The following is a 12,232-nucleotide window of genomic DNA, read 5'->3' as shown; positions in this document are numbered from 1 at the left end:
TGAAGAGGGGCGGGTTGGGGGGTCAGAACTCACCCATGTCGATCGCTTCGGTGATATCGATCGCCTCGCTCAGGCCGTCATTCGCGACACCGCGCGTCATCGCCTCGGAGAGATCCCGGTCTTCCATCACATCCCTGATCCGTTCCAGGTAGGGATCGAGCGTAGTATCGTTTCTTTGCTCGATCACGTGGCGATACTCACGCAGAGTCGATGGGCTTACATTTAACTCCTCGCTGATCTCTTTCAGAGTCTTGTCGGACTCAAGGAGTTTCACCAACTTCTCCTGGTCAAACGGCATCTTGAAATCAAGGTCCCGGAAGAGTTTAAGCCGAACCCTGGCACGTGCCACGGTCTTGCTCAACTTCTCGTCGCCCAGCGTCCTGGCGATCTCGGTGTCGTTCATACCGTCGTAGTACGCAACCACAAGTTTTGCGAGCTGCCGCGGGGTGAGTTTGGTCTTAAAATAACCCCGATCGAGTATCTCCCGCATGATCAGGGCAATCTCGCGCTCAACAGCATCACGATCCCGCAGAGTCCCGTGAACCTTTCTCATCGGTTCGACGATTGCTTTCTTCTTTGTTATTGTCGTAAAAAGCTCCAGGAGCTTCCGCTTGCGGGTGTCTTCTGCCATGTCCATCTCCCTAACTTCTGTAAATCCGCTGTCCGGTCAATGACGTTACCAATGATAACCCAGGTATATACTTTGTCCCACCTTGTGGGTGCAATGTTCCCTACATTACAACCTCTAGCATTTAAAACTTGTCATATACCCCTCAAAACGGGAGATTTTCTACTGTATGTAGCCCACCCGGACTCACGATCGGATCCGTCCAGGCGAATGGAAACACGGCTGTTCGTCTCCCTCCCTGCCGCTGCGAGAAGACGTCTCAGGTGCTGGAAAGCCCATTCTTTATTAGCACCACCATGCAACTTTACTGTAAGACTATGGCCGAGACAAGCGATATTTACGAGAAAGTCATGGATGTTGCCAGGAGACGCGGTTTTGTCTGGCCGTCATCCGAGATCTACGGGTCGGTCGCCGGGTTTATCGATTACGGCCCGCTCGGGGCGATGCTGAAGAGAAACATCGAGAACCTCTGGCGCTCATTCTACGTTTTCCAGGAAGGTTACTATGAGATCGAGTGTCCCACAATTGGAACAGAGGCCATCTTTGTCGCATCCGGCCATGTGAAAGAGTTCGCCGACAAGATGGTTCAGTGTCCGCACTGCGGCGAGTACCTCCGCGCTGATCACATTGCGCAGGAGCACGGGATCGAGAACGCCGGCACCCTTTCAGCGGAAGCCCTTCAGGCAGCGCTCCGCGGCCTGCCATGCCCCTCCTGCAATGAGGTCCTGGGCGAGGCAGGCATCTTTGCGTTCAACCTCATGTTCCAGACGACCATCGGTCCGGGGTCGCAGAGGAAGGGTTACCTCCGGCCGGAGACCGCCCAGGGCATGTTCACCGATTTTCCCCGGCTCCTCCGTTTCTACCGGGACAAACTTCCTTTTGGCGCCGTCCAGATCGGGAAGTCCTACCGCAACGAGATCTCACCCCGCCAGGGCATGATCCGGATGCGCGAGTTCTCCCAGGCGGAAGCCGAGATCTTTGTCCACCCCGACGAGAAGAACCATCCCTCATTTTCCCGATACGCGGATTATGCTGTGCCGCTCCTCACCATCGCAGGGCAGGTGGAGAACCGCGAACCTGTCAGAATGACTATGCATGATGCTGTGAACGATGGGTTGATTGCAAACGAGTATGTTGCCTACTACATAGCGTTGACGCACCAGATCCTGACCTCCATCGGCATCGATCCCGCCCGACTCAGGTTCCGCCAGCACCTGACAGAGGAACGGGCGCACTACGCGGCCGACTGCTGGGACGCCGAGGTCTATTCCGAACGTTTCGGCTGGGTTGAGGTCGTAGGGATCGCCGACCGCACCGACTACGACCTGCGCTCGCACGCGGAGCACTCCGGCACATCGATGACAATCTTCGTCCCCTACGACGAGCCGCGGGCGGTTAAAAAGCGCCGGATAATGCCTGACATGGGCGTGATCGGTCCCAGGTTCCGCGAGAAGGCAAAAGCCATTGTGGAGGCCCTGGCATCTTCTGAACCCGGTGAGGACGGCGCGCGGATCACCATCGACGGTGAGGAGATCTTCATACCCGCCGACCTCTACCAGGTCCGTGAAGAGGTGGTGGAAGTCAGGGGTGAAGATGTGATGCCCCATGTCATCGAACCTTCATACGGCATCGACCGGATGATCTACGTCGCCCTTGAACACTCCTACGCCGAGGATGAGATCGATGGCGAGATCCGGCGTGTGTTTCGATTCCCGCCGGCGGTTGCACCTATCCAGGTTGCTGTCTTCCCTCTGATGAACCGCGATGGCCTTGATACAATCGCCCGCAGGATCGCAGAGACCCTGCTGCAGCACCGTATCCTTGCCCAGTATGATGATTCCGGTGCAATCGGGAGGCGTTACAGGAGACAGGATGAGGTCGGAACGCCCTTTGCCGTCACCGTCGATCACGATACCCTGGAGGACAACACTGTGACCATTCGAGACCGAGACAGCACCAAACAGGTCAGGGTGCCGATCGAACGGTTGCCCGCGACTCTCTCTGGCCTCATCGCCGGCAAGGTTACGTTCCACGAACTCAAGGCATGAACTACGTCTCCCACCCGCTGATCCGACCTCAGAGCATCGAGGAGCGGCGTTACCAGATCTCAATCGCCCTGAGGGCGCTCGATATGAACACGATGGTCGTCCTCCCGACGGGACTCGGGAAGACTGCCGTAGCGCTCATAGTTGCAGCGTCCCGACTCTACTCCCACCAGGGGAAGGTGCTCGTGCTTGCGCCAACAAAACCCCTGGTCGAGCAGCACCTCCGGTTCTTCAGGCAGCACCTGCTCTTATCAGAGGCAACCGAGCCGGCGGAGACGGATTTTGCTATGTTTACCGGGGCCACCCCCCCGAACGAACGGGCACAGGCCTGGGAGGCGTGTCGGATCTGTTTTGCCACGCCGCAGGTGATCAAGAACGACTGTCTGGCAGGCAGGTACAGCCTTACCGATGTCGTGCTGCTGGTCGTGGACGAGTGTCACAGGGCGGTCGGGAACTACGCTTACGTCTTCCTGGCCGACCTTTACTGCAACACAGCGAAGAACCCGCTGGTTCTTGCGATGACCGCTTCCCCCGGGGGTGACCGGCTGAAGGTGCAGGAGGTCTGCGAGAACCTGCACATCGAGGCGGTCGAGACACGGGTGGAGACCGATGAAGATGTCCTCCCCTACATCCACGAGCGCGAGATACACTACATAGACGTCTACCTGCCCCCGGAACTCCAGGAAGCGCTCGTGACCCTCCGGCAACTTCTGGAATCACGGCTTGAACAACTTGCAAAACTCAATTACCAGGTTCCAAAAGTCGATAAACTCTCAATAAAGGCCTTAAACGCCCTGAACGCCCAGATCCAGCAGCGCATACAGTCTCGTGACCCCTCCGGGTTCATGGCGGCATCGCTGCATGCGGAGTGCATGAAGCTCCGCCACGCCATATCGCTTGCCGAGACCCAGGGGAGCGAGGCGCTCAAACTATACCTTGCAAGACTCGGTGCTGAGGGCGCCTCGAGCGCCGGGAGCAAGGCAAGCAAACGGCTTGTCTCGGATCCGGCATACCGGAGGCTGGTCGAGACGGCGGCGGGTTGGAAAGAGGAACTCCACCCGAAGGTCTCGATCGTCCGCGAACTGGTAGAGGCCCAGGTGGCAGCGCACCCGGAGAGCCGGATCATCGTTTTTGCCACCTACCGCGACACCGTCCAGACCCTGGTCGATACGCTCAGGGCGGCTGGGATCCCCTGCGAACGGTTCGTCGGCCAGGCGTCCAGGGACGCGGAGCGTGGACTCTCGCAGAAGGAGCAGATCGCAACCTTGGCCCGGTTCCGGGCAGGGGAACTGAAATGCCTGATCGCAACATCCGTAGGTGAGGAGGGACTCGACGTTCCATCGACCGATATGGTGATCTTTTACGAGGCCGTCCCCTCGGAGATCAGGAGCATCCAGCGAAAGGGCCGGACAGGGCGCAGCGGCAGCGGCACAATCATCGTCCTGGTGACGAAAGGAACCTCCGATGAGACGTTCAGGTATGTGAGCCAGAACAGAGAACGGGCGATGATGAGGGGCATAAGGAAAATGAGTGCCGCTCCCGTTCATAACCCTGCCACCCGACAGACGGAGATCCTGGCGTTCGCATCGCCGGGGCCGGCGATAACCGTCGATGACAGGGAGACCTCGTCCCGGGTTGTCGAGCGCCTGCACCAACTCGGGGCATCGATCGCGCTGGAACGGCTTGATGTCGGTGATTACGCCATAGGAGACAGAATTCTCGTTGAGCGAAAGACGGTTCAGGACTTTGTGACAACCCTCGTCGAACGTGACCTCTTCGGGCAGATTCAGGCGATTGCCGATGCCGTGCCCCGCCCTGTCCTGATCATCGAGGGGTCTGACGACCTCTACGCGGTGCGAAACATCCACCCGAACGCGATCAGGGGGACGCTTGCCGCCATAATGGTCGATATGGGGGTGGCGCTGATCCGCACGCGCGATCCGGATGACACCGCAGAGACGCTCTATGTCCTTGCACAGCGTGAGGGCGGCGAACGGCGGGAACGGAAGATGCACCCGAAGAAGTCCTACCGATCGAGTCGCGAAGAGCAGGAGTATGTTCTTGCAGCGTTCCCTAACGTCGGTTTAAAGAGCGCAAGGCTCCTCCTCGAGCATTTCGGGTCGCTCAAGGCGGTTATCGAGGCTGAACCAGAGGACCTGATGGCGGTGGACGGGATCGGGGAGAAGACCGCCCGCGCCATATGGGATCTCGCCTGCAGACCTTACCGCTGACCGAGTCTTGCGAGTGCCCTCGCGCCCCGCTCGACCGCCTTCATAAGTGTCAGGCAGTCTTCAGCCTTCTCTTCACCCCTGACGCGCTCGCAGAGGTGGACGATCGTCCGCTCGATCTCGGCGGCAACCCAGGAACCCCGCTCCCTGTCGGCCGCAGCGGTTGGCGGGATCTGAACGGTGGGAGCAGGTGGTGCGGAGGGCTCGGAGCCCGGATGAGGCGCCTCAGACTCAAGGAGAGGGCAGATGACGCACTGCGTCTCTCCTTTATACTCAAAAAGGGGGTAGCCGCAGACCTTGCAGGATTTTGCGAGCATCTTCCCTCCTTTGAGAAGATACTCGGCCATGACTTCATCGGCCCGCTCAACCGTCATTTTGCTTAACTCCTTCAACCTATATATGCCTGTATGGCATTAATAATAGAGGGGTTGTTCTCATGGCAAGTCCAGACGAAACAATACAGACCTGCATCCAAATGCTGCAGAATATCAGCGAAGATTCCACCATCCCACGAAATATCAGGCGTGCTGCAGACTCGACAAAATCTGTTCTCCTTGACGAGTCGCAGAGTATAGGTCTTCGTGCCGCAACCGCGATCTCAATGATCGACGAGATCAGCAACGACCCGAACATGCCGGTCCATGCGCGGACAAGGATCTGGGAACTGGTATCTCAACTTGAAACGGTACCTCTTGACTGAATCGTCCGCAATTGACTGATTCCAGCAGAACCATAGCAGAAAGGGGATTCTCCGGTTTTGCCGGCCGAAACCCGCTATCTCCCCTCTCTTAGTCTTAGTGCTCTTCACCCATGACGGTGATGTGAACGGTGCGCTGGCGCTGCGACCGCACGTCTAACTCCAGGAGGACGATCTGCTGCCATGTCCCGCACGCAAGTTTGCCTCCGATGATAGGGACGGTGAGCGAGGGGCCGACGATCGCCGCTCTGACGTGCGAACGACCGTTGCCATCGCCCCAGGCTGCATCATGGGCGTAAGGGATGCCCTCTGGTGCAATGACCGAGAGCGCCCGGCAGAGGTCGGAGAGAACGCCGGGTTCATACTCGATGGTGGTGACGGCAGCGGTCGAACCCGAGACAAAGATGTTTGCAAGGCCTTCACGCACGCCGCTCTCGGAAACTGTCTCTGCGACCGGCGGTGTGAGGTTGACGATCTCCCCCTCACCGTGTGTATTTACCTGGATTGTCCGGCGGTGCATCATCACTGACACCTCTTTGATATGCTCCGTTGTATCCTGCAGGTTGATAAATGCGGCGGAGACGGCGCTCCCCTCTCTGCGGGTTCGGGACGGCGGGGCGAGCCCGTAAAACCAGTTTGCTCATGGTTTGATCCCCCACATCACCACCGTGGTGAGACGCCTTTTGCGGCTGACCACCCCGCCCCCTCCAGATGGGGCGGGCAAGTGTCTGGTGACAACCCCACGAAAGCCGTGGACGGGGACGGAGAGAGGTGCTCAGCGATTGCCCGCTCACGCACACACCCCAGAAAGCCGCCCCGGCCTGAACGTCTTGGTTTGATGGCCGCCGGGGGTCTCAAGGCTGTCACAGCCACAAACCGTATATAGACCACGCGAACATCTCCTCTCCGGAGATGGTGGATGTGCCCTACCGGTGGAACAGCAGAAGAGATGTGGACGAGGCTGTTGTCGTCGTGATGAATACAATGGATTCAGAACATGAGATCGGGGGGTGGTTGATGGAGACCCTTCAGGATGCGATCAACAACTCCGATCCGGAACTCGTGATGCACTTCTTCAACGAACTCGAAAAGCACCGACCGGAGGCGCTCCGGTACTTTGCAAAGCCCGAGTTTTGAGGAGTGGTCTTTGAGCATGACCGGGAGAGAATGCTCTCGACAAAAGATGTGGATCCGGTGAGATCCGGTCAGCTGCACAAAAAAAACGGATCTTTCATATCGGCCGGCGGCGCATAGGGTATCATGCCCGCAAAAAGCGAGTTTGGGAGAGGATTCATCGTCAACCTGATGCTGCTTTCGCGGCACTTTGGCCTCCCGCCGGAAAGAGCATTCTATGGCGCTGCAGACCACCTGAATGATTTTATCCTGCCAGAACGTTTCAGAGGGACAGAGATCGAGGAACTTGTCGAGCGGCTCCGCAAGGCGGTGATCTGGCACCAGCCCGGTATCATGGACAAAGAGGATGCAGCGGACGTAAAACACCTCCTCAACAGGCTCGCGATCGCGATCGACCGCGAACTGGGGATCGCCGAGCCTGACGTGGGGAAGTACGACTGATGAGCGCAGGTGCACCCGCTGATTGAAGGCAGATAGGCGTCCAGGCCTCATGTAGTGGTGCGATCTTCTGGGCCGCTGGCAGGGGGGATAGACGTCAAAACCGAGGCCATCAAACCAGTTTGCTCATCGTTCGATCCTTCGAACCACCACCGCGGTGAGACGCCTTTTGCGGCTGGCCAGCCGCAGCCCCCTCCAGAGGGGGCGGGGGAGTCTCTGGCGATAGCCCCATATAGAGGGCCAGGGGAGCAGGAACTGGTTTCCGGTGAGGGTGTTCACGCTGACGGCAGAGTGGTTCTCTGCTGTGAACTGTATGGAGGGGGAAACACCCCCGCCGCCCTGGATCCGGATGAGCGTGGTGATGCACGGCGATGCCGCCACCCCGGATCTATCAATGGAGGGGTTTATCAAACCGGGGTGGATATTGCTCTGATGGCCTCAAAACAGGCATTTCCCCTGAGCCACAGGTATAAGTGTCCATAAACCCAATATATACTGTGAATTTTGCTGCGATAGGGAGACCGCTCGTTTCAGAGGAGGTCACGGATGACTGAGACCTACGATGCTTCTCACATCACGGTACTGGAAGGCCTGAGACCTGTACGCGAGCGCCCCGCCATGTATATCGGCAGCACGGATACCCGTGGGCTGCACCATCTTGTCTACGAGGTCGTGGACAACGCCATAGATGAGGCTCTCGCCGGGTTCTGCGACCTGATCCTGGTGACCATCAACCGTGACGGTTCGGTCACTGTTGAAGACAACGGTCGCGGCATCCCGGTTGACCTCATGCCCCGTTACGGCAGGAGCGCGCTAGAGATAGTTCTCACAGTGCTTCATGCCGGCGGGAAGTTTGACAAGAATACCTACCAGGTCTCCGGGGGACTCCACGGCGTCGGAGTCTCTGTGGTCAACGCCCTTGCATCCTGGCTTGATGCAACGGTCTACCGTGACGGCAACATATATACGATGCAGTTCCGGCGGGGCGAGGTCTCAAGACCGCTCGAGAGCCGCCCGGAGACCGAAGACGAGATGAGAGCACGTTACGAGGCGCGTTACGGCACCCCGGCTCCAGACGAGATAGACCACGATCAGCTCCGCGGAACCCGGATAACGTTCCAGCCCGACCGCTCGATCTTCGAGACCGTCGAGTTTGATTACGACGTGCTTGACCACCGCCTCCGCGAACTCGCCTACTTAAACAGCGGGCTTAAGATCGTCCTCCGGGACGAGCGCACCGGTGACTCGGTCACATACTGCTTCGAAGACGGTATCCGCCAGTTCGTTGCCCATCTTGGCGAGGGGAAGGAGAAACTCCACGACGATATCATCTACTTCCAGAAGAGTGATCCCGAGAGCCTGGTCGAGGTCGAGGTTGCTCTGCAGTACAACAACTCATACACGGAGACCGTCTTTACCTACGTCAACAGCGTCAACACCCGGGAGGGGGGAACGCACCTCGAGGGGTTCCGAAGCGCCATAACGAGGGCGATCAACAACGCCGCCCGCCGGAATAACCTGATCAAGAACAGTGATACCCTCTTCCGCGGTGAGGATGTCAGAGAGGGGCTTGCCGCCGTAATAAGCACCCGGGTGGCAAACCCGCAGTTTGAGGGGCAGACCAAGATGCGGCTTGGAAACAGCAACGTCCGCGGCATTGTGGACTCGCTCGTCTACTCCTCGCTCACCGACTACTTTGAGGAACACCCAAAAACCCTCCAGGCGATCGTGGAGAAGGCGATGGCGGCCGCCAGGGCCAGGGAAGCCGCCAGGAACGCGCGGGAACTTGCCAGGCGAAAGAGTACGCTTGAGTCGACCGGGCTCCCGGGGAAACTTGCCGACTGCCAGGAGCGTGACCCGGCAAAAAGTGAACTTTACATCGTGGAGGGCGACTCTGCCGGCGGTTCAGCCAAACAGGGCCGGGATCGGAAGTTCCAGGCGATCCTTCCACTGCGGGGAAAGATACTGAACGTCGAGAAGTCCTCTGAGCACAGGATCCTGAAGAACGCCGAGATCCAGGCGCTGGTCTCCGCCATCGGCACAGGCATCGGCGACACCTTCGACGCCGAACGCGCCCGCTACCACCGTATCATCCTGATGACGGACGCCGATGTCGACGGGGCGCACATCCGGACGCTCCTCCTGACGTTCTTCTACCGCTACATGACAGGGCTCATCGAGAAAGGTTTCATCTACATCGCCCAGCCACCGCTCTACCGTGTCGCCAGGGGCAAACAGGAACGATACGCCTATGGTGAGGAGGAACTCCGGGCCATCCTGGCTGACTGGGGTGAGAAGGGCGTCTCGATCCAGCGCTACAAGGGTCTTGGCGAGATGAACGCAGAGCAGCTCTGGAGCACCACGATGGATCCGGCAAACAGGATCCTCAAGCAGGTGCGGATCGAGGACGCCGCATACGCAAACGCTATCTTCGAGAAACTGATGGGGGAGAATGTAGACGCCCGGCGAGACTTCATACGCCGGCATGCAAAAGAGGTGAGCAACCTTGACATCTGAGCAGCAGGTTGTCCCTGTCAACATCGAGGAGGAGATGAAGTCATGCTACATCGACTACGCGATGAGCGTGATCATCGGCCGCGCCATCCCCGATGTTAGGGACGGCCTGAAACCGGTCCACCGCCGCACCCTCTACGCCATGTGGGAGATGGGCAACACAAGCGACAAACCCTACAGGAAGAGCGCCCGTGTTGTCGGAGATGTTATGGGTAAGTACCACCCCCACGGTGATGCGGCCATATACGATACGCTGGTGAAGATGGCACAACCATTCACCTACCGCTACCAGCTGGTGGACGGTCAGGGGAACTTCGGTTCGATCGATGGGGATGCCGCCGCGGCCATGCGATACACCGAGGCCAGGCTCACAAAGATCTCGGAGGAGCTCCTGGCCGATATCGATAAGAAGACGGTTGATTTCACCCCGAACTTCGATGGATCGCTCGAGGAGCCGGAGGTCCTCCCTGCACGGACACCAAACCTCCTCATCAACGGTTCAAGCGGGATTGCCGTCGGGATGGCGACAAACATGCCGCCCCACAACCTCCGCGAGGTATGTGAGGCTATCTGCCGTGTAATCGATAACCCGGGTCTCTCGACGGATGAACTGATGAAGATCATGCCGGGACCGGACTTCCCGACAGGCGGGCTCATCATGGGGACGGAGGGTATCAGGGACGCCTACATGACCGGGCGCGGGAAGTGCGTGATCCGGGGTGTCGCGGAGATCGAGGAGGAGGGCAGGGCACCGCGGATCGTCATCACCGAGATCCCCTATCAGGTGAACAAGGCACGCCTGATCGAGCATATCGCCTCCCTTGTCCACGACAGAAGGATCGAAGGGATCAGCGATATCCGTGATGAATCTGACCGGGAAGGGATGCGGATCGTGATCGACCTCAGACGAGGGGTGGCCCCGCAGGTGATCCTTAACTACCTCTACAAACACACGGCGCTTGAGTCGTCGTTCGGGATCATCAACCTGGCAATCGTCGACCGCCAGCCCCGCACCTTAAACCTCAAGGAGATCATTGGTGAGTTCCTCAAACACCGGGTGGAGGTCGTCCGGCGGAGGACCGAGTTCGATCTCGCAAAGGCCCGGGAGAGGGTACACATCCTCCACGGTCTCCTCGTCGCCCTCGAAAACATCGATGCTGTGGTTGCGACAATCAGGGCTTCCAGGACGACCGAAGAGGCGCAGAAAGCGCTTGTTGCAAAGTTTGCACTGGACGAGGTGCAGGCGGATGCCATCTTAAAGATGCAGCTCCGGCGGCTTGCGGCGCTTGAACAGCAGAAGATCCTGGACGAACGCGACGCTCTTGCGGCCGAGATCGAGCGGCTAACCACGATCCTCTCGACCGAGGCAAACATCCTCGCCGAGATCAGGAAAGAACTTCGTGATATTGCCGCCCGCTATGGTGATGACCGGAGAACCAGAATCGTGGAGGCGGTCGAGACGCTCGAGAAGGAGGACCTGATCGAGGACAAACCGATGCTGGTCTCGCTCACCGCTTCAAACTACATCAAGAGGATCGACCTGGATGCCTACCGGAACCAGAGGCGCGGTGGCCGCGGCGTCATAGGCATGGCCACAAAAAAGGATGACGGTGTAGAGAGGGTCTTTGCAGCCAGCATGCACGATCACCTCCTCTGTTTCACCGACAGAGGAAGGGTCTACTGGCTGAAGGTCTACGACCTTCCGGAGGGGCAGAGGACGGGCAGAGGCAAAGCCCTTGTCAATCTCCTGCCCCTCGCCGGAGATGAGCGTGTTACCGCGGTGATCCCGGTCAGGGAGTTTCAGCCTGACCGCTACCTCTTCTTTGCAACGAGAGGCGGCACGGTCGCGAAGGTGCCACTCGATGAGTTCTCGCGTCCGCGCCAGACCGGGATCAATGCCATCAAACTCAGGCATGACGATGCGCTGGTGGACGTGAAGATGACCGACGGCAACCAGGAACTGATCCTGACGACCAGGTTCGGCCAGAGCCTCCGGTTCCACGAAGACTCCGTCCGCCCGGTTCACCGGAACGCCATGGGTGTCCGGGGGATCAGGCTGCGCAACGGTGATGCACTGCAGTCGGTGACGGCGGTGGAGGGGGATCATCTCCTCACCATCACGGAGCAGGGTTTCGGGAAACGAACCGAGTTTGATGAGTTCCGCGGCCACGGCAGGGGCACGCTCGGTGTGCGGAACATCGTTGCCGATGCGAGGGGCGGTACGGTCGTCGGGTCGATAGCGGTCTATGAGAACGACGAGATCATCGTTATGAGCGCTTCCGGGATCGTGATCAGAACAAAGGTCTCTGAGATCTCGATACAGAAACGGGGCACGCGAGGTGTCCGGATAATGAGGCTCGATGATGGTGATCGCGTTGTCGGGTTCACGATCCTGAATGCGGAAGACAGGGACGAGGAGTAGGCGCCAGGGATCACGCTCCAGGCTGCCGCTGAATGGCCATCAGTTCATCTCCCCGGCCACTGTTTCTCCCCCGCCAGCCAGACCCCCGGATTGGCGGTTCCAGGGCAGAATTTAGGTGCAGCCTCC

The 12,232-nt window shown here is 58.8% G+C and carries 10 protein-coding genes; 7 read left to right on the top strand and 3 right to left on the bottom strand.

Features of this window, described 5'->3' with window-relative positions:
* Positions 1–22 precede the first annotated feature (22 nt).
* The gene (locus tag R6Y96_RS06675) at positions 23–631 is read right to left on the bottom strand and encodes a response regulator receiver protein (RefSeq protein WP_318620470.1); all 609 of its coding nucleotides are present in this window, start codon (positions 629–631) and stop codon (positions 23–25) included.
* Between the two features lie 314 nt (positions 632–945).
* On the opposite strand from R6Y96_RS06675, the gene glyS reads away from it, so the two are divergent.
* Positions 946–2,676: a glycine--tRNA ligase gene (glyS, locus tag R6Y96_RS06670; protein ID WP_318622498.1), complete on the top strand. Its 1,731-nt coding sequence runs from the start codon at positions 946–948 to the stop codon at positions 2,674–2,676.
* Positions 2,673–4,904: a DEAD/DEAH box helicase gene (locus R6Y96_RS06665; RefSeq protein WP_318620469.1), complete on the top strand. Its 2,232-nt coding sequence runs from the start codon at positions 2,673–2,675 to the stop codon at positions 4,902–4,904. The genes glyS and R6Y96_RS06665 overlap by 4 nt, the downstream gene beginning before the upstream one ends.
* On the opposite strand, the gene R6Y96_RS06660 is transcribed toward R6Y96_RS06665, so the two are convergent.
* Positions 4,895–5,275: an autoantigen p27 domain-containing protein gene (locus tag R6Y96_RS06660; protein ID WP_318620468.1), complete on the bottom strand. Its 381-nt coding sequence runs from the start codon at positions 5,273–5,275 to the stop codon at positions 4,895–4,897. The two genes, R6Y96_RS06665 and R6Y96_RS06660, sit on opposite strands and share 10 nt — an antisense overlap.
* Positions 5,276–5,337: 62 nt before the next feature.
* Here R6Y96_RS06660 and R6Y96_RS06655 point away from each other — a divergent pair, with 62 nt between their 5' ends.
* Complete coding sequence (locus R6Y96_RS06655) at positions 5,338–5,601, top strand: UPF0147 family protein (protein ID WP_318620466.1); 264 nt, start codon at positions 5,338–5,340, stop codon at positions 5,599–5,601.
* 94 nt (positions 5,602–5,695) lie between these two features.
* On the opposite strand, the gene R6Y96_RS06650 is transcribed toward R6Y96_RS06655, so the two are convergent.
* Complete coding sequence (locus R6Y96_RS06650; protein WP_318622497.1) at positions 5,696–6,118, bottom strand: secondary thiamine-phosphate synthase enzyme YjbQ; 423 nt, start codon at positions 6,116–6,118, stop codon at positions 5,696–5,698.
* A gap of 392 nt (positions 6,119–6,510) precedes the next feature.
* Between R6Y96_RS06650 and R6Y96_RS06645 the strand changes: the two genes are divergently transcribed.
* From R6Y96_RS06645 to gyrA, 4 genes are all read left to right on the top strand, one after another.
* Positions 6,511–6,735, top strand: coding sequence for a hypothetical protein (locus R6Y96_RS06645; protein WP_318620464.1), 225 nt, complete (start codon positions 6,511–6,513; stop codon positions 6,733–6,735).
* 123 nt (positions 6,736–6,858) lie between these two features.
* Positions 6,859–7,173, top strand: a complete 315-nt coding sequence (locus R6Y96_RS06640) for a hypothetical protein (protein WP_318620462.1) — start codon at positions 6,859–6,861, stop codon at positions 7,171–7,173.
* A gap of 543 nt (positions 7,174–7,716) precedes the next feature.
* Positions 7,717–9,687, top strand: coding sequence for a DNA topoisomerase (ATP-hydrolyzing) subunit B (gyrB, locus tag R6Y96_RS06635; RefSeq protein ID WP_318620460.1), 1,971 nt, complete (start codon positions 7,717–7,719; stop codon positions 9,685–9,687).
* Positions 9,677–12,106: a DNA gyrase subunit A gene (gene gyrA, locus R6Y96_RS06630; RefSeq protein WP_318620459.1), complete on the top strand. Its 2,430-nt coding sequence runs from the start codon at positions 9,677–9,679 to the stop codon at positions 12,104–12,106. Before gyrB ends, gyrA begins: the two co-directional genes overlap by 11 nt.
* Positions 12,107–12,232 lie beyond the last annotated feature (126 nt).

Origin of the sequence: Methanoculleus receptaculi (genome assembly GCF_033472595.1) — an archaeon.
GTDB lineage: Archaea > Halobacteriota > Methanomicrobia > Methanomicrobiales > Methanoculleaceae > Methanoculleus > Methanoculleus receptaculi.
Note: the sequence above shows the minus strand (reverse complement) of the source record. Positions and strands in the feature narration are given on the sequence as shown.